Annotated in this window: 23 protein-coding genes; 15 read left to right on the top strand and 8 right to left on the bottom strand. The window is 73.9% G+C overall.

Annotated elements, in window-relative coordinates; all coding sequences use genetic code 11:
• Positions 1–40: 40 nt before the first annotated feature.
• From mltG to nusB, 10 genes are all read left to right on the top strand, one after another.
• Positions 41–1,651 (top strand): endolytic transglycosylase MltG, encoded by a 1,611-nt coding sequence (gene mltG / locus GOBS_RS15425; protein WP_012949192.1) that lies wholly within the window; start codon positions 41–43, stop codon positions 1,649–1,651.
• Between the two features lie 22 nt (positions 1,652–1,673).
• Positions 1,674–2,477 carry a shikimate dehydrogenase gene (locus tag GOBS_RS15420; RefSeq protein ID WP_012949191.1) on the top strand — a complete coding sequence of 268 codons (804 nt, stop codon included), beginning with the start codon at positions 1,674–1,676 and terminating at the stop codon, positions 2,475–2,477.
• A 5-nt stretch (positions 2,478–2,482) separates the two neighbouring features.
• Positions 2,483–3,157 (top strand): prepilin peptidase, encoded by a 675-nt coding sequence (locus tag GOBS_RS15415; RefSeq protein ID WP_012949190.1) that lies wholly within the window; start codon positions 2,483–2,485, stop codon positions 3,155–3,157.
• Between the two features lie 149 nt (positions 3,158–3,306).
• Entirely contained in the window at positions 3,307–4,500 is a 1,194-nt protein-coding gene (aroC, locus tag GOBS_RS15410) for a chorismate synthase (protein WP_012949189.1), read from the top strand.
• A 32-nt stretch (positions 4,501–4,532) separates the two neighbouring features.
• Entirely contained in the window at positions 4,533–5,075 is a 543-nt protein-coding gene (locus GOBS_RS15405) for a shikimate kinase (protein ID WP_041242345.1), read from the top strand.
• Complete coding sequence (gene aroB, locus GOBS_RS15400) at positions 5,072–6,133, top strand: 3-dehydroquinate synthase (protein WP_012949187.1); 1,062 nt, start codon at positions 5,072–5,074, stop codon at positions 6,131–6,133. Before GOBS_RS15405 ends, aroB begins: the two co-directional genes overlap by 4 nt.
• 73 nt (positions 6,134–6,206) lie before the next feature.
• A complete protein-coding gene (aroQ, locus tag GOBS_RS15395) occupies positions 6,207–6,641 on the top strand; it encodes a type II 3-dehydroquinate dehydratase (protein ID WP_012949186.1) in 435 nt (144 codons plus the stop codon).
• Positions 6,638–7,750: a M24 family metallopeptidase gene (locus tag GOBS_RS15390; protein WP_012949185.1), complete on the top strand. Its 1,113-nt coding sequence runs from the start codon at positions 6,638–6,640 to the stop codon at positions 7,748–7,750. Before aroQ ends, GOBS_RS15390 begins: the two co-directional genes overlap by 4 nt.
• Positions 7,751–8,311: an elongation factor P gene (efp, locus tag GOBS_RS15385; protein WP_012949184.1), complete on the top strand. Its 561-nt coding sequence runs from the start codon at positions 7,751–7,753 to the stop codon at positions 8,309–8,311.
• 22 nt (positions 8,312–8,333) lie between these two features.
• A complete protein-coding gene (gene nusB / locus GOBS_RS15380) occupies positions 8,334–8,741 on the top strand; it encodes a transcription antitermination factor NusB (protein ID WP_012949183.1) in 408 nt (135 codons plus the stop codon).
• Positions 8,742–8,768: 27 nt separating this feature from the next.
• Here the strand turns inward: nusB and GOBS_RS15375 are convergent, their stop codons facing one another.
• The 7 genes from GOBS_RS15375 to GOBS_RS15345 all read right to left on the bottom strand — a co-directional run bounded on the left by GOBS_RS15375 (position 8,769) and on the right by GOBS_RS15345 (position 15,100).
• Entirely contained in the window at positions 8,769–9,011 is a 243-nt protein-coding gene (locus tag GOBS_RS15375) for a hypothetical protein (protein WP_012949182.1), read from the bottom strand.
• Between the two features lie 117 nt (positions 9,012–9,128).
• Positions 9,129–9,959, bottom strand: a complete 831-nt coding sequence (locus tag GOBS_RS15370; protein WP_012949181.1) for a glutaminyl-peptide cyclotransferase — start codon at positions 9,957–9,959, stop codon at positions 9,129–9,131.
• A gap of 199 nt (positions 9,960–10,158) precedes the next feature.
• A complete protein-coding gene (locus tag GOBS_RS15365) occupies positions 10,159–10,395 on the bottom strand; it encodes a hypothetical protein (protein WP_012949180.1) in 237 nt (78 codons plus the stop codon).
• Between the two features lie 542 nt (positions 10,396–10,937).
• On the bottom strand, positions 10,938–11,144 hold the full coding sequence (locus tag GOBS_RS15360; RefSeq protein ID WP_049788318.1) for a hypothetical protein: 207 nt from the start codon (positions 11,142–11,144) through the stop codon (positions 10,938–10,940).
• Positions 11,145–11,685: 541 nt separating this feature from the next.
• Entirely contained in the window at positions 11,686–13,971 is a 2,286-nt protein-coding gene (locus GOBS_RS25550) for a hypothetical protein (RefSeq protein WP_012949178.1), read from the bottom strand.
• 141 nt (positions 13,972–14,112) lie between these two features.
• A complete protein-coding gene (locus GOBS_RS15350) occupies positions 14,113–14,355 on the bottom strand; it encodes a hypothetical protein (RefSeq protein ID WP_012949177.1) in 243 nt (80 codons plus the stop codon).
• A gap of 508 nt (positions 14,356–14,863) precedes the next feature.
• Complete coding sequence (locus GOBS_RS15345) at positions 14,864–15,100, bottom strand: hypothetical protein (protein ID WP_012949176.1); 237 nt, start codon at positions 15,098–15,100, stop codon at positions 14,864–14,866.
• A gap of 702 nt (positions 15,101–15,802) precedes the next feature.
• On the opposite strand from GOBS_RS15345, the gene GOBS_RS15340 reads away from it, so the two are divergent.
• Complete coding sequence (locus tag GOBS_RS15340; protein WP_012949175.1) at positions 15,803–18,442, top strand: helix-turn-helix transcriptional regulator; 2,640 nt, start codon at positions 15,803–15,805, stop codon at positions 18,440–18,442.
• A 300-nt stretch (positions 18,443–18,742) separates the two neighbouring features.
• On the opposite strand, the gene bldD is transcribed toward GOBS_RS15340, so the two are convergent.
• Positions 18,743–19,294, bottom strand: a complete 552-nt coding sequence (bldD, locus tag GOBS_RS15335; RefSeq protein ID WP_012949174.1) for a transcriptional regulator BldD — start codon at positions 19,292–19,294, stop codon at positions 18,743–18,745.
• Positions 19,295–19,512: 218 nt separating this feature from the next.
• Between bldD and pyrR the strand changes: the two genes are divergently transcribed.
• The 4 genes from pyrR to carA all read left to right on the top strand — a co-directional run bounded on the left by pyrR (position 19,513) and on the right by carA (position 23,582).
• Positions 19,513–20,118 carry a bifunctional pyr operon transcriptional regulator/uracil phosphoribosyltransferase PyrR gene (gene pyrR / locus GOBS_RS15330; protein WP_012949173.1) on the top strand — a complete coding sequence of 202 codons (606 nt, stop codon included), beginning with the start codon at positions 19,513–19,515 and terminating at the stop codon, positions 20,116–20,118.
• Positions 20,115–21,035, top strand: coding sequence for an aspartate carbamoyltransferase catalytic subunit (locus GOBS_RS15325; RefSeq protein ID WP_012949172.1), 921 nt, complete (start codon positions 20,115–20,117; stop codon positions 21,033–21,035). Before pyrR ends, GOBS_RS15325 begins: the two co-directional genes overlap by 4 nt.
• Positions 21,032–22,318 carry a dihydroorotase gene (locus GOBS_RS15320; RefSeq protein ID WP_012949171.1) on the top strand — a complete coding sequence of 429 codons (1,287 nt, stop codon included), beginning with the start codon at positions 21,032–21,034 and terminating at the stop codon, positions 22,316–22,318. Before GOBS_RS15325 ends, GOBS_RS15320 begins: the two co-directional genes overlap by 4 nt.
• Before the next feature lie 97 nt (positions 22,319–22,415).
• Positions 22,416–23,582: a glutamine-hydrolyzing carbamoyl-phosphate synthase small subunit gene (gene carA, locus GOBS_RS15315; RefSeq protein WP_012949169.1), complete on the top strand. Its 1,167-nt coding sequence runs from the start codon at positions 22,416–22,418 to the stop codon at positions 23,580–23,582.

Below are 23,582 nucleotides of genomic sequence, written 5' to 3'. Positions count from 1 at the left end.
CGCCGGTCGCGCGACCGATGAGCGCCAGCGAGGAGGAAGCGTGACCGGCCCGACCCCGCCGGGGCGGCGGGGTCGGCACGCCTCTCCCGAGTCCCCGAGCGGTGTGCCTGCGTCCGCCTGGCTCGCCTCGATGCCGAGCCGGCCGCCGGGCGGGGACGAGGGCCGGCACCCCGGTCCGGCGCCGCGGCGCCGCCGGGCCGACGAACGCAGCACCGGGCCGCTGCCCGGCCCGGCCGCGCGCGCCGGCGACCGCCCGCCGCACCCGTCCGAGCCGCTGCCCGACCTGCCGCCGATGCCCGCAGGCGCCTGGTCCCGGCTCTCCTCCCGTCGCGACGGCGCCGCCGACGACGCCACGGTCGGGCTGGGGGGCGTCCCCGCCGTCCCGGGCGCGCACCCCGACGACACCGCGGTGCACCGCGCCGACCCGCACGAGTGGGACGACGCGGACTCCACCGGCGGCCTGGAGGTGCTCGGCGCCTCCGGCTCCTCCGACGTGCGCCGCCGGCGCCGCGACCGGCGCGCCGAGCGCGAGCACCACGCCGACGAGCACCACGCCGACGGGTTCGGCGGTGAGGAGCCGCCCGGCGGCGGGCGGAGCTCCGGCCGGCCGCGTCGCCGGCGCAGCCCGCTGGCCGTCGTCCTCTCGCTGCTGGTCCTGGCCGGTCTCGTGGCCGGGATCTTCTACGGCGGCAAGGCGCTGATCGGGCTGGTCAACCCCGGTGGCGAGGACTACACGGGGCAGGGCAGCGGCAGCGTCGAGGTGCGGGTCTCCTCCGGTGACACGCTCAGCGACATCGCCCGCACCCTCGTCGCCGAGGGCGTCATCGCCTCGCCCGGCCCGTTCGTCGACGCCGCGGAGACCGAGCCGGCCGCCACGGGCATCCAGCCCGGCGTCTACGCCCTGCGCTCGCAGATGAGCGGCGCGGCCGCCCTGGACCTGCTGCTCGACCCCGAGGCCCGCCAGGTCACCCGGGTCACCGTGCGGGAGGGGCTCACCGTGGCCGGGACCGTCACGCTGCTGTCCGAGGAGACCGGGACGCCGCTGGCCGAGCTGCAGGCCGTCGCCGCCGACCCCGTGGCGCTGGGCCTGCCGGCCTACGCCAACGGGGTGCTCGAGGGCTTCCTGTTCCCCGCGACGTACGACTTCGAGCCGGGGGACACCCCCGCCGACATGCTCGGCGGCATGGTGAGGCGGACCGATCAGGCGCTCGACGCGCTGCAGGTGCCCGAGGCCGACCGGCTGACCGTGCTCACCAAGGCCAGCATCGTGCAGGCCGAGGCCGCCTCGCCCGAGGACATGGCCATGGTGGCCCGCGTGCTGGAGAACCGGCTGGCCGACGGCATGCCGCTGCAGCTGGACACCACGGTCAACTACGCCAACGGCAAGTCCGGGATCACCACGACGCCGCAGGACCGGGCCAACCCCTCCCCGTACAACACCTACGTGCACGCCGGGCTGCCGCCGGGTGCGATCTGCAACCCCGGCGAGCAGGCCATCGAGGCGGTGCTCGCGCCGGCCCCGGGTGACTGGCGCTTCTTCGTCGTCATCGACCCGGACACCGGCGAGACCCGCTTCGCGCGCACCGCCGAGGAGCACCAGCAGAACGTGCTGCTGTTCCAGCAGTGGCTGCGCGAGCAGCCGGGCGGGTGAGGATCGCCGGGAGGGTGGGGGAGTGAGGGCAGCCGTCCTCGGCCGCCCGGTGGGCCACTCCCTGTCCCCGCTGCTGCACCGGGCCGCCTACGCGGCGCTGGGCCTCGACGACTGGACCTACGACGCCCTCGACGTCGGGCCTGCGGACCTGCCGGTGCTGCTGGCCGGGCTCGGCGAGGAGTGGCGCGGCTTCTCGGTGACGATGCCGTGCAAGCAGGCGGCGGTGGACGTCGCCGACGTGGTGGAGCCGTTGCCGCGCCTGCTCCATGCGGCCAACACGCTGGTGCGCACCCAGGCGGGCTGGCGGGCGGAGAACACCGACGTCCTCGGGGCCGGCACCGCCCTCCAGCAGGCCGGGGTCACCGAGGTGACCCGCGGCGCGATCGTCGGCGCCGGGGGCACGGCGGCGGCCGCGGCGGTCGCGCTCGCCTCGCTGGGCGCCGAGCACGTCGACGTCGTCGTCCGCGAGCCGGCCCGCGCCGTCGACCTGCTGCGGGTGCTCGACACCCTCGGCGTCCCGACCACGGTGGTGTCGCTGAACTCGGCCGTCGTGGAGGCCGACGTCGTGGTGAGCACCGTGCCGGTCGGCGGCCAGGAGGCCGTGGCCGCCCTGCCCTGGACGGCGGACCAGACGGTGCTCGACGTCCTGTACGACCCGTGGCCGACGCCGCTGGCCACCGCCGTCACCGCGGCCGGCGGCTCCGTGGTCGGCGGCCTGGAGATGCTGTTCTGGCAGGCCACCGCGCAGGTGGAGCTCATGACCGGGCAGCCCGCGCCGCTGGTGGCGATGCGCGGCGCGCTCGACGCCGCCGTCGGTCCCCGCTGAGCGGCGTGCCCACCGCGGACCTCCCGGCCGGTGTCGTCGCCGCCCTGGCGCTCGTCGGCGGCCTGGCGCTCGGACCGTGGCTGGCGCGGGTGTCGGTCCGGCTGGCCTGGCGGGACGACGCGGCGTCGGCGAGCCCGCTGCGCACCGCCCTCACCGGCCTCCTGGTCGCGCTGGCCCTGGCCGGCGCGCTACTGGCCGGCGGGCTGCGGCCGGGCACCGTCGCGCTGGCCTGGGCGGGGGTCGCCGGGGTCGTGCTCGGGGCCGTCGACCTCGCCGTCCACCGGCTGCCCGACGCGGTGACGCTGCCGGCGTACGCGGCGGTGGCCACGGCGCTGCTGGTCGACACCGTCGCCCTCGGCCCCTGGCCGGCGCTGCTGCGGGCCGTCCTGGCCGGCGGGGCCGCGTTCGGACTGGCCGCGTGCGCCGCCGTCCTCTCCCCGCGGGGGCTCGGGTTCGGCGACGTGAAGCTGCTGGGTCTGCTCGGCCTCGTGCTCGGCTGGGTGGGCTGGGGCGCGCTGCTGACCGGGGTCCTCCTCGGCCTGGTGACCGGGGCGGCGGCGTCGCTGACGCTGATCGCCGCCGGGCGGGCCGGCTGGCGCACCGCGCTGCCGTTCGGGCCGCCGCTGCTGGTGGGCGCGGTCCTGGCCCTGGCCGTGGCCGGTCCGGTGCCCCCCGCCTGAGAGAGGACCCCAGCCCCTCGCAGGGGCCACCCCGTTCTCCTCACACCTCGCAGGCTCGGGGGGAGCCTCGGGACGGGGCCGTGGGAGCAGGGGGTCCTGGTCCGAGGGGTGGGGAAGAAGGGGGTCCTCCGACTGGCACAATCACGGTCATGTTGCGCTGGCTGACCGCCGGTGAGTCGCACGGCCAGCAGCTCACCGCCATCCTCGAGGGCCTGCCCGCCGGTGTGCAGGTCACGACCCCCGACCTCGACGTCGACCTCGCCCGCCGCCGCCTCGGCCACGGTCGCGGCGCCCGGATGTCCTTCGAGCAGGACACCGTCTCGCTGACCGGCGGGATCCGGCACGGGCTCACCCAGGGCGGGCCGATCGCCGTCCAGGTGGGCAACACCGAGTGGCCGAAGTGGCAGACGGTGATGTCCGCCGACCCGGTCGACCCCGAGGTGCTCGCCGGCCAGGCCCGCAACGCCCCGCTCACCCGCCCGCGGCCGGGCCACGCCGACCTTCCGGGCATGCAGAAGTACGGCTTCGACGACGCCCGGCCGGTGCTGGAGCGGGCCAGCGCCCGGGAGACCGCGGCCCGGGTCGCCCTCGGCGCGATCGCGAAGGCCTTCCTGCGCCAGGCCCTCGGCGTCGAGGTGGTCAGCCACGTGGTCGGCATCGGCCCGGTCGTCGTCCCCGACGGCGTGGTCCCCGGCCCGGGTGACAACCCGCGCATCGACGAGGACCCGGTGCGCTGCGCCGACCCGGCCACCAGCGCGGTCATGGTGGCCGAGGTCGACGACGCCCGGAAGAACGGCGACACCCTCGGCGGCGTCGTCGAGGTGGTCGTGCACGGCCTGCCGCCGGGCCTGGGCAGCCACGTGCACTGGGACCGCCGGCTGGACTCCCGGCTGGCCGGCGCGCTGATGGGCGTGCAGTCGGTCAAGGCCGTCGAGGTCGGCGACGGGCTGGAGACCGCCCGCCGCCGCGGCTCGGTCGCCCACGACGAGATCGTCCTGGCCCCCGGTGCGGACGGCGAGGCCCGCATCCAGCGGCTGTCGGACCGCGCCGGCGGCATCGAGGGCGGCATGACCAACGGCGAGGTGCTGCGGGTCCGCGCCGCGATGAAGCCGATCTCGACGGTGCCGCGGGCGCTGGCCACCGTCGACGTCGCCACCGGCGAGCCGGCCGTCGCGATCAACCAGCGCAGCGATGCCTGCGCGGTGCCCCGCGGCGCCGTCGTCATGGAGGCGATGGTGGCGCTGGTGCTGGCCGACGCCGCCCTGGAGAAGTTCGGCGGCGACTCGGTGGCCGAGACCCGCCGCAACGCCCGCGCCTACCTCGACGCGCTGAGCATCCGATGACCTCCGCCGGACCCGGGACCCCCGCCTCCCCGATGACCTCCGTGCGCCGCCCGCTGCTGGTCCTGGTCGGGCCGCCGTCGTCGGGCAAGACAACCGTCGGCACCGCGCTGTCCGACCGGCTCGGCGTGCCGTTCCGGGACACCGACGCCGACGTCGAGGCCGGCACCGGCCAGCGGGTGGCCGACCTGTTCGTCGACCTCGGCGAGCCGCACTTCCGGGCGCTGGAGGAGCGGGCCGTGGCGGTCGCGCTCGAGGAGCACGACGGGATCCTGGCCCTCGGCGGCGGCGCGGTGCTCAGCGCCGTCACCCGCGAGCGGCTGGCCGGCTACACCCGGGCCGGCGGCACCGTCGTGTGGCTGGACGTCGACCTGGCCTCGGCCGCCGAGCGGGTGGGGCTGGGCCGCAGCCGCCCGGTGCTCGGCCTCAACCCCCGGGCCACGCTGCGCACCCTGCTCGCCGCCCGGGCTCCGCTGTACGCCGAGGTCGCCACCGTCACGGTCCCGACCGGCGGCCGCGAGCCCGGCGCGGTCGTCGACGAGGTCGCCGCCGCGGTGCCCGCGGAGGTCACGCCGTGAGGCGGGTGACCGTCCCCGGCGACCGGCCCTACGACGTCGTCATCGGGTCCGGGGCGCAGCACGAGCTCGGCCTCGTCCTGGACGGCACCGCGCGGGCCGCCGTCGTCCACGCGCCGCCGCTGGCCGGGCTGGCCGGCGCGGTCGTGGAGACGCTGCAGACCTCCGGGGTGGCCGCCGACGCGGTCGTCGTCCCCGACGGGGAGGCGGCCAAGACCGCCGCGGTCGCCGCCGGGGTGTGGGAGGAGCTCGGCCGGCTGGGGCTGACCCGGTCCGACGCCGTCGTCGGGGTGGGCGGCGGCGCGGTCACCGACCTCGCCGGGTTCGTCGCCGCGACCTGGACCCGCGGCGTCCGGGCCGTCCAGGTGCCCACGACCGTGCTGGGCATGGTGGACGCCGCGCTGGGCGGCAAGACCGGCATCAACACCGGCGCGGGCAAGAACCTCGTCGGCGCCTTCCACCCGCCGGTTGCCGTGCTGGCCGACACCGACGCGCTGGGCGGGCTGCCCGAGGCGGAGTTCCGCGCCGGGATGGCCGAGGTGGTCAAGTGCGGCTTCATCGCCGACCCTGCCGTCCTGGACCTGCTCGAGGCCGACCCGACCGGCCGCCGCGACACCGAGGAGCTCATCGAGCGCGCGGTGCGGGTCAAGGCCGACGCGGTGGGGGAGGACCTCTACGACACCGGTGTGCGGGAGTTCCTCAACTACGGCCACACCCTGGCCCACGCCATCGAGCGGGTGGAGGACTTCGGCTGGCGGCACGGTGAGGCGGTCGCCGTCGGCCTGGTCTTCGCCGCCGAGCTGGCCGGCCAGGCCGGGCTGCTGACCCGCGACGGCGTCGACCGGCACGCCCGGCTGGTCGCCGCGATGGGGCTGCCCACCCGCTACGCCGGCGACTGGGACCGCATCCAGTCGGTCATGCGGGTGGACAAGAAGGCCCGCGGCGCCTCGCTGCGGTTCGTCGTCCTGGACGGGATCGGCAACCCGCGCATCCTCGCCGATCCCGACCAGGCCTGGCTCGACGCCGCGTGGGCGGCCGTCAGTGGAGGAGTGCCCACGTGACCGAGCTCGCGAGGTCACGCAGGGACGGAGCACGTTTCGGCACGGCGACGACGAGCGCCAGCGAGGAGACGACGTGACGATCCAGGTGCTCAACGGCGCCAACATCGGCCGGCTCGGCACGCGCGAGCCGGAGAAGTACGGGACGACGACGTACGCCGAGCTGGTCGAGCTGGTCACGGCCGCGGCCGCCGAGCTGGGCCTGGAGGTGCAGGTCCGGCAGACGAACGACGAGGGCGAGCTGCTGCGCTGGGTGCACGCCGCGGCCGACGCCGGCGACCCGGTGGTGCTCAACCCGGCCGGCTGGTCGCACACCTCGGTGGTGCTGCGCGACGCGCTGGCGATGCTGACCGCCCCGCTGGTCGAGGTGCACATCAGCAACATCCACAAGCGCGAGGAGTTCCGGCACCACTCCTACGTCTCCGCCGTCGCCGACGGCGTGATCGCCGGGCTCGGGGTGCAGGGCTACGTGCTGGCGCTGCGCTGGCTGGCCGCGCGGGGGGTGGCGTGAGGTACGCGGCGCGGCGGGAGCGGCTGCGGGCGACGGCGACCGAGCGCGGACTGGACGCCGTCCTGGTGACCGACCTGCTCAACGTCCGCTACCTGACCGGGTTCACCGGCTCCAACGGGGCGCTGCTGCTGCGCGCCGACGGCGGCGACGTCTTCGGCACCGACGGCCGCTACACGACCCAGGCCGGCACCCAGGTGCCCGACCTGGAGCTGCTCGTCGACCGCGGCACCGTCTCCGCCCTGGCACGCGAGGCGGTGCTGCCTCGATCAGGTCGCCCACCCGCCCGGACGATCGGGTACGAGAGCCACCACCTCACCGTCGACGGGCTGCGCGCCCTCGAGTCGGTGCTCGCCGACGCCGCCGGTGGCATCGTGCCGGAGCTGACCAGCGTGCGCCGGGCGGTCGAGGCGCTGCGCGCGGTCAAGGACGACGACGAGATCGACGCCCTGCGCCGGGCCTGCGCGGTCGCCGACGCGGCGCTGGCCGAGCTGGCCGCCGAGGGGGCGCTGCGGCCCGGGCGCACCGAGCTGCAGGTCGGCCGCGAGCTGGACTCCCGGATGCTGACGCTGGGTGCCGAGGCGCCGTCCTTCGAGACGATCGTGGCCACCGGCGCGAACTCCGCCATCCCGCACCACCGGCCCGACAGCACCGAGTTGCGGGCCGGTGACCTCCTCAAGCTGGACTTCGGCGCGACCGTCGACGGCTACCACTCCGACATGACCCGCACCGTCGTCCTGGGCGGGGCAGCCGACTGGCAGCGCGAGGTGTACGAGCTGGTCGCCGCCGCGCAGGCCGCGGGCCGGGCCGCGCTGGCCGTCGGCGCCGACGTGGTCGCCGTCGACGCCGCCGCCCGCGACGTCATCGCGCGGGCCGGCCACGCGGAGCACTTTCCCCACGGCCTGGGCCACGGGGTGGGGCTGGAGATCCACGAGGCGCCGGGCATCGGGCAGCTGGGCGCGGGTAGGCTGGCCGCCGGCATGGCCGTCACCGTGGAGCCGGGGGTCTACCTCCCCGGCCACGGCGGTGTCCGGATCGAGGACACGCTGATCGTCACGGACGACGAGCCCGAGTTGTTGACCCTCACGAGCAAGGAACTCCTGGTCCTCTAGATGGCTACTACCAACGACCTCAAGAACGGCATGGTCCTCAACCTCGACGGCCAGCTCTGGGCCGTCACCGAGTTCCAGCACGTCAAGCCGGGCAAGGGCGGCGCGTTCGTCCGCACCACGCTCAAGAACGTGCTCTCGGGCAAGGTCGTCGACCGGACCTTCAACGCCGGCACCAAGGTGGACACCGCCACCGTCGACAAGCGGAACATGACGTACCTGTACAAGGACGGCACCGACTTCGTCTTCATGGACGGCGAGACCTACGACCAGATCCACGTCCCGGCCGAGACCGTCGGCGGCGGCGCGGACTACCTGCTGGAGAACACCGAGGTCGTCGTCGCCGTCCACGAGGGCACCCCGCTCTACGTCGAGCTCCCGGTGACCCTGGAGCTGGTGGTGCAGCACACCGACCCGGGACTGCAGGGCGACCGCTCCACCGGCGGCACCAAGCCCGCCACGCTGGAGACCGGCGCGCAGATCCAGGTGCCGCTGTTCGTCAACACCGGCGACAAGCTCAAGGTCGACACCCGCGACGGCCGGTACCTCGGCCGCGCCAACTGACGGCGGGGGCGGGAAGGTCGGCATGGCTGCCCGCAGCAAGGCGCGCAAGCGCGCCGTCGACGTCCTCTACGAGGCCGACCTCCGCGGCAGCGACCCGCTGGAGCTGCTCCGCGAGCGGGTGGCCCTCGCCTCCCCGCCGATCCCCGACCACGCCGTCCGGCTGGTCGAGGGGGTGGCCGAGCACGCCGCCCGCGTCGACGAGCTGATCGACCGGCACGCGCGCGGCTGGTCGATCCACCGGCTGCCCGACGTCGACCGCGCGATCCTGCGGATGGCGGTCTTCGAGCTGCTGTGGGTCGACGACGTCCCCGACGCCGTCGTGATCGACGAGGCCGTCGAGCTGGCCCGGTCGCTGTCGACCGACGACTCGCCGGCCTACGTCAACGGCGTGCTGGGCGGCGTGCTCGACGCCGAGGTCCCCACCAGCTGACCGTCGGACACCGCAGACGCGAAGGGGTCAGTCCCGGACGACGGTGAAGGTCACCGTGCCGTCCGTGGCGGCCGTGCAGGTGAGGCGCAACGCGCCGACGGAGACGCTCCGCCCCAGGTCACAGGTGACCTCCCGGCCATCGACGTGGAGGGTCGCCCGGTCCCCGTCGATCGCCGCGAGGCCGAAGTCCGTCCCGAGGACGTGCGCTCGTGAACCGCTGCCGCCGAGCGTCACCAAGCAGGAGTTCCCGAAACAGGACACGAGGCTCACGGATCTGGACCCGGAGCCGGACGCGCCCGCCGCGGACACGCTGACTGCCCCGGACGAGACACCCGACCTACCGGCGCTCGCGCCGGCAGGTCGGGGACGACGCCGACCGGTCACCGACTACTCCTCCACAAAGCGGACGCGGAACGAGACCGGCCACAGCTTGCCGGAGAGCAGGTACTCGTCGTCGCCCAACGCCGCGATCCCGTTGAGCACGGCGTCGGCGTTCGCGCGCTGCTCCGGGTCGAGCAGCCCGGCAGCGTCCACGGCAGCGGTGACGCGTCCCCTGGCCGGGTCGATGCGGACGAGGACGTCGGAGGGCCACACGTTCGCCCAGACCTGCCCGTCGACGCACTCGAGTTCGTTGAGCTGGGTCACCGGCTCGCCGTCGATCGTCACCGTGACCGAGCCGGTCTCGGCGAAGGTGACCGGGTCGTGGAAGCGCAGCCGGTCGGTCCCGTCGCTGCGCACCAGGCGGGTGCCGTCGTGGCACAACCCCCATCCCTCCCCGTCGAGCGGCAGCTGCTGGCGCAGCGTGAGAGTGGCGCGGTCCCACTCGAGCACCACGCCGTCCTGCCAGGTGAGCTGCCAGATGCGGTCCCCCGCGACGGCGATGCCCTCCCCGAACAGCTGTCCGGGCAGCGACTGGGCGCGCAGGACCTCACCCGTGGCCGGGTCCAGCACGCGCAGCTGGGACTTCCCCTCGAGGCCGGTGCCCTCGTAGAGAGTGCCCTCGTGCAGCTCCAGTCCCTGGGTGAAGGCTGACGGGTCGTGCGGCACCTCCGCCAGGACCTCGGGGCGCAGCACCGGGAAGGACTGCGCCGAGCCACCCGTGATTGCTTCCCGGACCGCCGGCTGACCCTCGGCCGCGGCCTCCGCGCCGTCCCCCGACGAGCAGCCGCACAACACGGCGGTGGTGAGGACGACGCCGAGGGTCCGGTGGTGGGTCATGCGGTTCACGGAACGATCTCGATTCTCCAGGTGGGGGGAGGAGCCACTCGGGTCCGGCAGTGCCGAGTGGCCAGCGACCGGTGGAGGTCGTGGGAGGAGGGGCGACCGGTGTCCGGTCGCCCCTCCTCGTCACCGGTTCAGCGGCAGGCCGTCATCGACGCGGTGTCATCGGTCCGGTGCCGCCGGCAAGGGTCAGCGATCAGTCGTCGCCGCCAGCGCCGCCGGCGCCACCGGCACCGCCGTCGCCACCGGTCGCCTCGGCAGGACCGGACTCGACGGTCAGCGTGCTGTCGGACACGTTGCCCTGCACGAAGATGGCTGCGACGGAGGCGGCGACGGCGTCTCCGCCCCGGCCGCCGGCACCGCCGGCACCGCCGGCTCCGGCCTGCAGGGTGGTCCGTGCGGGCAGCAGGTCGACGGTCTGGTCCTCGAACATGGTTCCTCCTGGAATGCTCGACGAAATGGTGCCAGCAGGGCCGGAAACCTCTCGTAGAGGCAGCCTGCGGGCAGGCCGTGTCCATTTCCGGCCCGACTGGCCGCCGATCACCGTGTCGATGTCGGCGTATTCGATCCTGACGAGAGGTCGACGTCCAGGCAACGGTGAGCGCTACCGAGATGACGGTGCGTGCACACGTAACCCACTCGGGTGGACCACGTAGTTGCTAACACGGCCACGCAGTTCGACGGCCCCTGCGGATCCGCACGGGGGGAGCTGCAGCTGCGTGGAAGATTTCTCCATGAGGCCGGAGCCGGGCGCAGTCCCCTGCCCGAGCCCGGGTCGGTGGAGACGAGGGAGCCGGTCGGTCTGCCACGGCCTGCGAGTCCGGTCCGTCGGGACCGCCGTCCCCACCTCGGCGTCGCTCGTGGCCGCGTGCAGCCATCGCTGGGTGTCAACGGCCTTCGCCCTCGCTCCGAGACCGGCGCCGAGCCGGATTCCTTTCGCCGTCGACCGACTCACCTCCTACCGGGGCCGTCGCATCAGCCGAGCGAGACGGTCACGGTGACGGCGTCGCTCGTGACGTCCGTGCACGTCAGCGTTAAAGGACCAGCTGATGCGCTCTGCCCCTCGGTGCAGGTGATGGGCTGGTCGTCGACGCGAAGGGTTGCCCGGCCGTCGCGTACGTCCTCGAACGTGATCGTCGTACCGAGGACCTGGACACGTGACCCGGTGCCCGCGAGCGTCACCGAACACGAACTCTCCGAGCAGGAGGCGATGCTCAGGGCACCGGCATCCGCATCGGTACCGGGGGAGCCGGGCCGCGCTCGCGGCGCTGGCCGAGACGCCCGCGCTCGCAGAACTGCTCGGATCGGCAGAGGCCGAGCACGCCATGAGCACCAGCGCCGGGACGAGGGCGTCCGCACAGAGCTTGGTGGCCCGGGTCATCCGCACGAGGGCATCACCGGAGATCAGGAAATGCATGGCTACCTCCAAGATTTGACCGGAACGTCGACGGTGTCAACAGAACGACATCCGCTCGGCAATAGTGTGCGCCTCATCGCGCTGATCGTCACTCGCCGTGCGTGCCATTTCGGGCCATTCCGGCGCGACCCGGAAAAAGTCCGTGAGACTCCACAGCGCAGGCAGTCGGATCAGACCGGGTACGTGGGTTCCACGTTCGTGACCGGTGCGCAGCCGCCTCTCGTCGGACGCCCGTGGCGACGCCGTTGACGGCAGGCGTGGAGGAGGGACGTGCGCTCGGCACGGCCGCCTGTCGCGTCGGAGGGATCAGAGGAGGGCTCCGACGACCACGACGACGAGGGTCGGGACGATGAGCGCCGCCCTGAGCAGCGGATGCGGCCGGTCCTCCACCGGGTGACGCGTCAGCGCCTGGACGAGCAGCGCACCGAGCACGACGGTCGAGCACAGCACGAGGGGGAGGGCAGCGGCGGCGCCGAGCGCGGGAACGACGGCGGTCACGATGAGAAGAGCAGGGGCGGGGGCCAGCCACCGGAGCTCGCGCACCATGGAGGCGCCGACCACGGTCAGCCCCGCCACCAGCAGGAGGACCTGATGTCCCACGGGGGACAGTGCACTCGGGATCGTCCGGAGCACTGCAGGGGTGGCCAGTGCGGCCAGCGCGGTCACCCCGACCACGCCGGCCGTCGACAGGACCCACCCACGCATCAGCACATCGCTGCGCCACCCCGTCCTGATGGCCAACAGCGCCGCACCCATGGCGAGCGGCAGCGCCAGCAGCGGCGTCGTCGCCACACCGGCGGCGATCGCCACCACCCCCGCTCCGATCAGGACACGTTGCCACGGCACCGACCGTGGTCCTCGTCGACCCGCGCTGGCACCGAGCCGGGTGGTCGTCACCAGGATCGTCGCCCCCAGTGCCGTCCACGCCGCACCGACCACGGCAGGGGACGGAGTGGCCAGGACGGAGACGGCGGGCCCCATCGCCGCGACCACGGCCAGCGGCACGACGACCGCCGACATTCGCCACCGGAGCAGCGCGGCCGACGCCAGGAAGCAGGCGACCAGCACAACGGAGGGCAGCACCGCGAGCGCCGAGCTGCCGGTCAGCACGTCGGCCTGCCGTCCGACCGCCCCGGTGCTGGGGGTCGACGTCGGGGCCGACCCGGCCACCTGCGCCACTCGCCAAACGAGCGCACCGGCGACCCCGGCGACCCCTGCGACGGCTGCGTACCGCCGGACGGTGATCCAGCGACCGGGGGCGGCCCACGCCCATCCCCGCGCATCGCCGAGGCGACGCAGGATCCCCGCGAGCATGGCGACCACCAGGGCGCCGCCCACCCATGGCAGGAGGATGAGGAGGAGCTGGAACACGCTCAGGGCGACGGTCGTGACGTCGCCGGCCCGCATCGCCGCCTCCATCCGGCTCTGGTAGTCGAGCAGCACGTCCCACACCACCGGCAGGACTCTCGGCACCACGAGCAGGAACGTGACCAGGTAGAACAGCAGCATGGGGACGGTCACCGTGACCCAGAGCACGATCAGCCGCCGTGAGCGGGGCCGCAGTTCCTGGACCCGTGGATGTGCGGGTCGGCCCGGGACCAGGCTCCTCAGCACCGGGCCCACGTAGTTGAACAGTTCGGGCACCCCGGCCAGGTCGGCGAGCATGTAGTAGCCGTCGAACCGGATGCTGGGCAGGAACTGCTGGGCGGCCTGGACGTGCATGAGCAGGATCCCCGGGAGCAGCCAGGTCGCGTCCGTGCGGAGGTACAGGCCGGTCAGGACGGCCATGAAGATGGCGTTGAAGTAGACGCCCGCGAGGTCCGTGCGCAGCCGTCCGACCCGGCCCAGGCGGTAAGTGTCGGTCACCGTGCTGTAGAGGGCCGGCCAGACGAGGTACAGGCCGACCCCCATGTCGCCAGGACGAGCCCCGCCGTAGCGGCACGCCGTGACGTGGCCGATCTCGTGGAAGGCCATCGAGAGGACCAGGAGCGTGAGGAGGACGAGGGTCAGCCCGGGTCGGTGGACCAGCGTCGTCGCGCCCGCCGTGACGCGGCCTACGAAGTCGCCCTGCAGGAGGACGAGCGCGTCCAGAGCCAGGAAGGTGGCCAGCGCCGCCACCCATGCGGGACGCCTGAAGAGCAGCCGGAAGACGCCGGCGATGCGCCACGTGACCCTCGCCGGGACCACGGCCTTCCGGTAACGGAGGGCCAGCAGGGGATCGGACCGGGTCGGGGCCGTCACCGTGCCGGGGTCGTGGGCGTCGGTGTGGTCGGGGGCGAGGAGGCCGGCCGGCCGGAGCCGCTCCTCGACCAGGTACGTCACCTGGTCGGCGGTGAGGTCCTGGCCGAGTTCGGCGCTCAGGTCCGTGGCCATGCGCTCGGCGTCGCGACCGTCCAGGAGGCAGGCCACCCGGTACAGGAGCAGTGGCAGCTGCATGACCTGGCCGTCGGCCCGTCGCACGAGGAACTTGGGGGTCCGGTACCCGGAGTCCTGGTACTCCCCCAGCAGCTCCGTGCCCTCGGCGAGCCGGCGCACGGGGTCTTCCACGACGGCCGCGGGCGGGCTCTGCCCGTCGTCGGTCAGGGTCGTCATCCAGCTCACCTCAACTCTGCCCGGACCGAGGACCCGGGGCGGACGGAAGGAGGGGCGACCGGTGCCCGGTCGCCCCTCCTCCTCACCGGTTCAGCGGCAGGCCGGCGTCATCGACGCGGTGCCGCTGACAACGCTCAACGATCAGTCGTTGTCGTCGCCACCCCAGCCGCCGTCGCCACCGTCGCCACCGTTGCCGCCGGTCGCCGTCGCGTCACCGGAGATCACCGTGATCTCGCTGTCGATCACGTCTCCGTAGATGATGACGACCGCGGTCGAGGCGGCAAGGGCGTCTCCGCCGTCGCCACCCCATCCGCCGTTACCGCCCGCTCCGGCCTGCAGGGTGGTCCGTGCGGGCAGCAGGTCGATGGTCTGGTCTTCGAACATGGTTCCTCCTAGATGTCCTTGACGAGATGGTGCCGAGGACACGAGGTGATGGCGTCCGGAAACCGAGGCCGCCGTGAGTGCGGTCCGAGAGGGAGCCACAACAAGCCGGATTCGTTCCCATCCGCCCGAGAGCGGATCACCCCGTGGAGATCGACACCATTCCGGTGTTGGCCCGACCGATCCTGACGAGCCGGACACGTCCAGGCAACGCCGTGCATTACGGGGATTGCGGCGCAATTCCACGGACCCATCCCCGTCCGACTACGTACGCCGGGGTCCGGACCACGTAGTCCGGTCGACGCACGAGATGTCGAGGGACCGTGGCCGGCGGCGCCGCCTCGGCGGGGTGCGCGGAGGGGATCGACCGGTCGGAGCGTCCCCCAGGACCTGTGGAGGAGACGGGAGGAGGGGCGACCGGTGCCCGGTCGCCCCTCCTCGTCGTCAGTTCAGCGGCGGGCCGTCATCCACAGGGTGTCATCGGTGCGGTGCCGCCGGCGCAGTCCAGCGATCAGTCGTCGCCACCGTCGCCACCGTCGCCACCGTCGCCACCGGCGCCACCGGTCGCCGTGGCCGCAGCGGACGTCGCCGACAGCGTGCTGTCGTCCACGTCGCCCCCGACGAAGATGACCGCGGCCGAGACGGCGACGGCGTCTCCGCCGCGACCGCCGGCACCGCCGGCACCGCCGGCTCCGGCCTGCAGGGTGGTCCGTGCGGGCAGCAGGTCGACGGTCTGGTCCTCGAACATGGTTCCTCCTGGAATGCTCGACGAAATGGTGCCAGGAGAGCCGGAGACCTCGTGCAGAGGCAGTCCGCGGGCGGGCTGTGTCCATTTCCGGCCCGACTGGCCGCCGATCACCATGTGGATGTCGGCGATTTCGATCCTGACGACAGGGCGACGTCCCGGCAATGCTGAGAGCCACCGAGATGACGGCTGTACGCACGGATCTCACTGCCGTGGTTCACGTACCGACGCTGCCCGACCACGTAGTGCCCGGCGACGGCACGTCCACGACACCGATGATCGTCGGGACGCGACCCAGGGACGGCTTGGCGGGACCGGGACGCCGAGGCCGACCGCGATCAGCTCGTCGCGTCGCCCCGGGAGCAACGTCGGTGCGACCGCGGCGGCGATACGCCGACGTGTCATCGTGCACCTCGTGCCGCGACGGGTCCCCGCGGCATCGTGACGGTAAGTGCTTTGTTACTCGGTGTGATGACCGGGCCGCCCACGCCGCTCAGACACGTGAACAACGAAAGACGGATCGTGATGAGACGGCTCCGTCACGGAACCGTCACTACTCTGCGCTACAGGGCCGTTTCGCACATTGGCCCGGGGGGAGCTAGCGTTCATGATCGTTCTCGTTCAGGTCTGCACCCGGCAGCGGCCGGATCCGGGCAGCGGAGATCCACAGGAGAGTCAGGCCCCGATCCCTGCTCCGACGGACTGATGGCGGGGGAGCGCGCGCTGCTGCTCGGTCGGGATGCCGCCTGCCAGGAGATCATGAGCGCGCTGGGCGCCGACCCTCCGGGAAACGTGGTAATCGTGGGTCCAGCGGGTGCCGGCCGCACCCGGCTCGCCCGGGAGGCGCTGGTCCTGGCGGAGAGGAAGGGGCGTTCCACCCGCTGGGCCGCGGGGACGAGGGCTGCTGCCGGGGTACCTCTCGGCGCCCTCGCACACCTGCTCCCGGCCATCGACACCGGGGCGGACACCCTGGCACTCCTGCAGCAGGCGACCAGGGCCATCGTCGGGGACGGAGCCTTAACGCCACGAGTCCTGGGCGTCGACGACGTCCACCTCCTCGATCCCCTGTCGGTCACCCTGCTGCACCAGCTTGCCGCCGGCGGGGCGGTGAGCCTGGTCCTGACGGTCCGCACCGGCAACGCGGTCCAGGACCCGGCGGCGGCCCTGTGGAAGGACGGGCTGGCCACCCGCGTCGAGCTGCAGCCGCTCCAGCGCGAGGACGCCGAACTGCTGATCGGCCGGTGCGTGGACGGTCAGGTGCAGACCCGGACCGTCGAGCGTCTCTGGCGGCTGAGCGCGGGGAACCCGCTGTACCTGCACGAACTCGTGGAGGACGGCCTGCGCTCCGGCCGACTGAGGCGGTACGAGGACCTCTGGTCCTGGGTCGGGGAGATGGTCCCGTCCCAACGCCTCACGGAGATCGTCCTGGCTCACCTAGGAGACCTGGACGCCGACGAGTGGCGGGCCATGCAGGTCCTCGGTACGGCCGGGACCTGCAGCGTCGAACAGCTGGTGGAGTTCAGCAGCCCGGACGCCGTCACGGCTCTGGAGCGGCGCGGCACGATCGAGGACGACGCGGATGGATCCGGGGAGGTCCGGGTCGCCCACCCGCTCTACACCGAGGTCATCCGGAGCCTCGTCCCTGAGGCCGCACGGCAACGGACCCGTCGCCGGCTGGCCCGGGACCAGGCCGCTGACGGACGCGACGACCACCTCCTGCACCGCGCCGTCGTGCTGCTCGACAGCGGAGTCACCGCGGACAGCAGCCCCCTGCTCACCGCTGGGGCCCGTCAGGCGGTCGCGCAGCTGGACCTCCCCCTGGCCGAGCGCCTGGCCCGGGCCGCTGTCGACGAGGGTGGCGGGTTCCCCGCCTACGCGGCCCTGATCGAGGCCGTCCGATGGCAGGGCCAGCCGGCGCTCGCCGAACGGCTGGCAGCCGCCGCAGCACCCGCGGCGACCTCCGACGACGACCGGGGACGGTTGGCAGCGGCGCGGGCGCTGACCCTGTTCTGCGGGCTGGGGCAGGCCGACCAGGCGGAGGCAGTGCTCCGCGAGGCCCGGACGACCGTGCAGGACGGTGAGGGCCGCGCCCTCCTCGCCGCAGCCGAGGCGATGCTGGCCTTCCTCGGTGGGGATCCCCACCGAGCGGTGCGGCGGGGCATGACCGTGCTGTCCGCGCCCACGGGCGCCGCTTCCGCGCTCGCGGCGGCAGCGGTTGCAGCCGGCCTGGCGGTGACCGGCCGGGCGGGGCAGGCGCTGACCACGGCGGAGTCGGGTTGGCTGGCGCTCGACTCCCATCCCGATCCGGCAGAACGGATCCACACGCGGGTCACGCTCGCTCAGGCGGAGATCCTGGCGCTGGGTCTGAGCGGACGGTTCTGCCGACTCGAGCAGCGGGCGGCCGAGCTGCACCGGCAGAACCTGGCAACGGCGCCCGAGTGGATCGGGGATGCGATCGCCTGCGTCCACCGGGGGTGGGCGGCACTGGCCAGCGGGCAGCCGCGCGTGGCGAGCCGGTGGCTGGCCGAGGCGCTGCCGGCTCTCGAGGAGCGGGATCCGATCGGCCTGCTCCCGCTGTGCCGGTCCTCCCTGGCGGCGTCGCGAGCCCTCGTCGGAGACGTCTGCGGCGCCCGTCGGCTGATCGACGGCTCGCAGCCGGCCTGTGCCGGGGCGATCGCGGTGTTCGATCCGCTGCGGCGGATGGCGGAGGCCTGGGTCGCCGCGGCGGAGGGCCGGAGGGGCCAGGCCGGTGTCCTCGTGCTCGAGGCGGCGGCGCTGGCCGCTCGTCAGGGCCAGGAGGCAGTCGAGGCGGTCCTGCTGCACGACGGGCTGCGGCTGGGGCAGGGCCCGAGGATCGTCGACAGGCTGTACCAGCAGGCGGAACGGCTGGACGCACCGTTCATGGCCGACCTCGCCGCGCACGCGGCGGCCGCTGTCGCCCAGTCCGCCGAGGGGCTGGAGGAGGTGAGCTCCCGCTTCGAGCAGACCGGAGCGCTGCTGTTGGCGGCGGACGCGGCGACCGGGGCCGCCTCGGCCTACGAGCAGCGCGGGGAACGCCGAGCGGCGGCTGCAGCCCGGCTGCGAGCGGCCACCTTCGCCCGAGAGTGCGGACTGACCCAGGGGTCGGCGCTCGAGGTCCTGCCCCTGCCGGCGTTGACCGCTCGGGAGCAGGAGGTCGCCCGCCTGGCCAGTGCAGGGCTGAGCAACCAGGCGATCGCCGGCCGGCTCGTGGTGTCGGTGCGCACGGTGGAGACCCACCTCTCGCACGCCTACGCCAAACTGGGGATCAGCAGCCGCGCGGACCTGAGGGCGATGCTGCCGACGGCCGCCCTGGCGCGTTCCTGACCGTCCTGGACCCGGAGGCGGCGCGGTCAACACCCTCCGCCGGCACCGCCGACTGAGCAGTTGCTGTCGTCGGCACGCGCCGACCCGCCGTCCCGAGCGACCACAACTGCACACTCGATGGCGCAGCGAGGGCGCGGAACGCCGAGGGCCCACTCCGGGATCGGAGTGGGCCCTCGGCGTTCCGGCCCGAGACGAGGCTCGGACTCCTCCTGGCGTCGGCCTCCTCCACGGCACCGCCCCGGGCTCGCGAAGGGTGCGGGAGGGCCCTCCCCACGAGCGGTGCGGAGGACGGATCCGGTCTCAGCGAGGGGCGCGGCGGCGCTCCCAGTTCGGGTTGACCTCGTCCTCGTCCTCGTCGCCACCGAAGCCGACGACGCTCTCCATGCCGGGGGAGAGGACGCCCCACTCGATGAGCCGGCTGGTCAGCTCGTCGGGGCTCATGTCGTAGATGATCGCCAGCGACTTGAGGTCCTCGGCCCGGATGGAGAGGACCTTGCCGTTGTAGTCGTGGCGCTGCGCCTGGATGGTCGAGGCGTACCGGGCCAGCGGGCCGGCCTCGTCCGCGGGCAGCGAGCCCAGGGACTCGAGGTTGAGCACGATCTTCGTCGTCGACGTGACCGCCGAGCTGGGCCGCGGGTCGGGCAGCAGCTCGGAGACGGGTACGCCGTAGAAGACCGCGAGCTCGGAGAGCCGCTGAACCGTCACGGCGCGGTCGCCGCGCTCGTAGGAGCCGACGACCACCGCCTTCCAGCGGCCGTGGGACTTGTCCTCCACTCCCTGGAGCGAGAGCCCCTGCTGGTTGCGGATGGCGCGGAGCCGGGCACCGAGGGCCCGTGAGTAGTCGGTGCTCATCGCTTCCTGCTCACTGTCCGTCGTCGAGGGCGGGTTGTCGTCACGGAGCGTACTGGTCGAGCGGGTCCGACGACACCGGGACGCTCCTCCGGGTGAGAAGGCCCCGATCGTGCCCCGTCCCGGCGCGGCGCGGGTCACATCCGGGCGTGCAGTACCGTCGATCGCGGTCCCGACCACTCCTTTAACGACCCGTCCCGTGAGGCGGGGAAGGAGGCCTGATGGCCCGCCAGCCCGAGCCTGCCCGGAGCGATGCACCGTCCGCAGTGCTCTCCGCCGCCGACGTGACCCGCGTGGTCGACCGGATGGCCCACCAGCTCATCGAGAAGTGCGCCGGGGGTGGCGGGGCGGACGACGACGCAGCCGGCGGCCTCGCCGACCTGGTCCTCGTCGGCATCCCGACCCGTGGCGCCCCGCTGGCCCGCCGGCTGGCCGCCCGGGTGGAGGCATTTTCCGGCAGCCCGGTCGACGTCGGCACCGTCGACATCACCCTGTACCGCGACGACCTGCGGATGCGCGGCGTCCGCGCGCTGGAGGAGACCGTCCTGCCCGAGAGCGGCATCGACGGCCGGCTGGTCGTCCTGGTCGACGACGTCCTGTACTCGGGCCGGTCGGTGCGCGCGGCGCTCGACGCGCTGCGCGACCTCGGCCGCCCGCGCGCGGTCCAGCTGGCGGTGCTGGTCGACCGCGGCCACCGCGAGCTGCCCATCCGCGCCGACTACGTGGGCAAGAACCTGCCGACCGCCCGCGGCCAGTCGGTGCGGGTCCGGCTGGCCGAGATCGACGGCGTCGACGAGGTGCTGGTGACGGAGGGAGAGGACCGGTGAAGCGCCACCTGCTGGAGGCGGCCGACCTGGACCGCGCCGACGCGACGCTGGTGCTCGACACCGCCGCGCAGATCGACCAGGCGCTGGCCGGCCGCGAGGTCAAGAAGCTGCCGACGCTGCGCGGCCGGACGGTGGTCAACCTCTTCTACGAGGACTCCACCCGCACCCGGATCTCCTTCGAGCTGGCGGCCAAGCGGCTGTCGGCCGACGTCCTCAACTTCTCCGCCAAGGGCAGCAGCGTGTCCAAGGGCGAGAGCCTCAAGGACACCGCGCTGACGCTGGAGGCGATGGGCTCCGACGCGATCGTCGTCCGGCATTCGGCCTCGGGCGCACCGCACCGGCTGGCCACCTGGGTGCGCGGCAGCGTGGTCAACGCCGGCGACGGCACCCACGAGCACCCCACCCAGGCGCTGCTGGACTCCTACACGATCCGGCACCGCCTGGGCCGGCTGGAGGGCGTGCGCGTGGCGGTGGTCGGCGACGTGCTGCACAGCCGGGTGGCCCGCTCCAACGTGCGGCTGCTGCACACCCTCGGCGCCGAGGTCACCCTGGTCGCGCCGCCGACCCTGCTGCCGGTCGGTGTCGGCAGCTGGCCGGCGGAGGTCTCGTACGACCTGGACGCCGTCCTGCCCAAGGCCGACGTGGTAATGATGCTGCGGGTGCAGGCCGAACGGATGAACGCCTCCTACTTCCCCAGCGCCCGCGAGTACAGCCGCCGCTACGGCCTGGACGCGCGCCGGATGGGGGCCCTGGGCGACGACGCGATCGTCATGCACCCGGGCCCGATGAACCGCGGGATGGAGATCGCCGCCGAGGTGGCCGACTCCGCCCGCTCCACGATCGTCGAGCAGGTCGGCAACGGGGTCTCCGTGCGCATGGCCGTGCTCTACCTGCTGCTGGGAGGCGCTCCCTCGTGACGCTGCTCATCAAGGGCGCGAAGCCCTACGGCGAGGACGCCGCCGACATCCTCGTCGAGGACGGCCGGATCGCCGCGATCGGCGAGGACCTCACCGCGACCGGCGCCGAGGTGGTCGACGCCGCCGGGCTGGTCGCGCTGCCCGGCCTGGTCGACCTGCACACCCACCTGCGCGAGCCCGGCCGGGAGGACGCCGAGACCGTCGAGACCGGCAGCCGCGCGGCGGCGCTCGGCGGCTACACCGCGGTGCACGCCATGGCCAACACCGACCCGGTCGCCGACACCGCCGGCGTGGTCGAGCAGGTGTGGCGCCTCGGCCAGCAGGCCGGCCTGGTGGACGTCGTCCCCGTCGGTGCGGTGACCGTCGGGCTCGCGGGTGAGCGGCTGGCCGAGCTGGGCGCGATGGCCGACTCCGCCGCCCGGGTGCGGGTCTTCTCCGACGACGGGCACTGCGTCGCCGACCCGGCGCTGATGCGCCGCGCGCTGGAGTACGTCAAGGCGCTGGGCGGCGTCGTCGCCCAGCACGCCGAGGAGCCGCGGCTGACCGTGGGCGCCCAGATGCACGAGGGCGACCGCTCGGCCCGCCTCGGCCTGACCGGCTGGCCGGCCGCGGCCGAGGAGGCGATCATCGCCCGCGACGTGCTGCTCGCCGACCACGTCGGCGCGCGGCTGCACGTCTGCCACGTATCGACCGCGGGCTCGGTGGAGATCCTCCGCTGGGCCAGGTCCCGCGGCGTGCAGGTGACCGCCGAGGTGACCCCGCACCACCTGCTGCTCACCGACGAGTGCGCCGAGGGCTACGACCCCGTCTTCAAGGTGAACCCGCCGCTGCGCACCGACGCCGACGTGCAGGCGCTGCGCGCCGGTCTCGCCGAGGGCGTGATCGACGCCGTCGCCACCGACCACGCGCCGCACGCGGTCGAGGACAAGGAGACCGAGTGGGCCAGCGCCCGCCCGGGGATGCTCGGCCTGGAGCAGGCGCTGTCGGTCGTCGTCGCGACGATGGTGGAGACGGGCCTGCTCGACTGGCGCGGCGTCGCCGACCGCATGTCGGCCCGCCCGGCCGCCATCGGCCGGCTCGACGGCCACGGCCGCCCGCTCGCAGCGGGTGAGCCCGCCAACCTGCTGCTGCTGGACCCGGGCACGCGCGCGGTCGTCGACCCCGCCGCGCTGGCCAGCCGCAGCCGCAACAGCCCCTATGCCGGCCGGGAGCTGCCCGGTCGGGTGGTCGCGACGTTCCTGCGGGGCGTCCCGACCGTTCTGGACGGGAAGGCACAGAAGTGAGGCACCAGCTCCCCGGCGGCGAGATCTGCACACTCGCCGTCTCCAGGGCCCCGGAGACGACCGGTGTGCAGATCCCGCCCCGGACGGCGGTGGTCCGGTGACCGGCGCGATCCTCGTGCTCGAGGACGGGCGCACGTTCCGCGGCGAGGCCTACGGCGCGGTCGGGACGACGCTGGGTGAGGCGGTGTTCGCCACCGGGATGACCGGCTACCAGGAGACGCTGACCGACCCGAGCTACGCCCGCCAGATCGTGGTGATGACCGCACCGCACATCGGCAACACCGGCGTGAACCAGGAGGACGACGAGAGCCGCCGCATGTGGGTGGCCGGCTTCGTCGTCCGCGACCCCGCCCGACGCCCGGCGAACTGGCGCGCCACCGGCAGCCTGGACGACGAGCTGGCCGAGCAGGGCGTCGTCGGCATCAGCGGCATCGACACCCGCGCGCTGACCCGCCACCTGCGCGAGCGCGGCGCCATGCGCGCCGGCATCAGCAGCGAGGGTCTCCCCGTCGAGGAGCTGCTGACCCGGGTGCGCGACTCGGAGAGCATGAGCGGCGCGGACCTCGCGCCCGCGGTCACTGCCAACGGCCCCTACGTCGTCCCGGCGGTGGGGGAGCGGCGGTTCACCATCGCCGCGCTCGACCTGGGCATCAAGACCGCCACGCCGCGGCACCTGGCCGAGCTCGGCGTGGAGACCCACGTGCTGCCCGCGACCGCGACCGCGGCGGACCTGCTGGAGCACGGCCCCGACGGGGTCTTCCTCTCCAACGGTCCCGGCGACCCCGCGGCCGCCGACTACGCGGTCGAGGCGGTGCGCGGGGTGCTCGACGCCCGCCGGCCGCTGTTCGGCATCTGCTTCGGCAACCAGATCCTCGGCCGGGCGCTGGGCCTGGGCACCTACAAGCTGCGCTTCGGCCACCGCGGCCTGAACCAGCCGGTGCTCGACCGGGTCAGCGGCACGGTGCGGGTCACCAGCCACAACCACGGCTTCGCCGTCGACGCGCCGCTGGACCGGCCGACCGGCACCCCCTACGGGCAGGTCGAGGTCAGCCACGTCGGCCTCAACGACGACGTCGTCGAGGGGCTGCGCTGCCTCGACGTCCCGGCGTTCAGCGTGCAGTTCCACCCGGAGTCCGCTGCCGGGCCGCACGACGCCGCGCCGCTGTTCCAGCGCTTCGTGGACCTCATGGAGACCACCCGCGACGGCGGGGACGCCGTCAGCCCGCCTCCCGTCGTGGAGCACAGCACGGGGGAGAAGGCCTGA

This window comes from Geodermatophilus obscurus DSM 43160 (assembly GCF_000025345.1).
GTDB classification, from domain to species: Bacteria; Actinomycetota; Actinomycetes; order Mycobacteriales; family Geodermatophilaceae; genus Geodermatophilus; species Geodermatophilus obscurus.
This window is presented reverse-complemented; position numbering and strand designations above follow the sequence as displayed.

Bases quoted from the DNA above. Each gene is read 5' to 3' on its own strand.
- aroC (WP_012949189.1), top strand. From the start codon at position 3,307: ATGTTGCGCTGGCTGACCGCCGGTGAGTCGCACGGCCAGCAGCTCACC.
- GOBS_RS15405 (WP_041242345.1), top strand. From the start codon at position 4,533: ATGACCTCCGTGCGCCGCCCGCTGCTGGTCCTGGTCGGGCCGCCGTCG.
- efp (WP_012949184.1), top strand. From the start codon at position 7,751: ATGGCTACTACCAACGACCTCAAGAACGGCATGGTCCTCAACCTCGAC.
- nusB (WP_012949183.1), top strand. From the start codon at position 8,334: ATGGCTGCCCGCAGCAAGGCGCGCAAGCGCGCCGTCGACGTCCTCTAC.
- GOBS_RS15370 (WP_012949181.1), bottom strand. From the start codon at position 9,959: ATGACCCACCACCGGACCCTCGGCGTCGTCCTCACCACCGCCGTGTTG.
- GOBS_RS15365 (WP_012949180.1), bottom strand. From the start codon at position 10,395: ATGTTCGAGGACCAGACCGTCGACCTGCTGCCCGCACGGACCACCCTG.
- GOBS_RS25550 (WP_012949178.1), bottom strand. From the start codon at position 13,971: ATGACGACCCTGACCGACGACGGGCAGAGCCCGCCCGCGGCCGTCGTG.
- GOBS_RS15350 (WP_012949177.1), bottom strand. From the start codon at position 14,355: ATGTTCGAAGACCAGACCATCGACCTGCTGCCCGCACGGACCACCCTG.
- GOBS_RS15345 (WP_012949176.1), bottom strand. From the start codon at position 15,100: ATGTTCGAGGACCAGACCGTCGACCTGCTGCCCGCACGGACCACCCTG.
- GOBS_RS15340 (WP_012949175.1), top strand. From the start codon at position 15,803: ATGGCGGGGGAGCGCGCGCTGCTGCTCGGTCGGGATGCCGCCTGCCAG.
- bldD (WP_012949174.1), bottom strand. From the start codon at position 19,294: ATGAGCACCGACTACTCACGGGCCCTCGGTGCCCGGCTCCGCGCCATC.
- pyrR (WP_012949173.1), top strand. From the start codon at position 19,513: ATGGCCCGCCAGCCCGAGCCTGCCCGGAGCGATGCACCGTCCGCAGTG.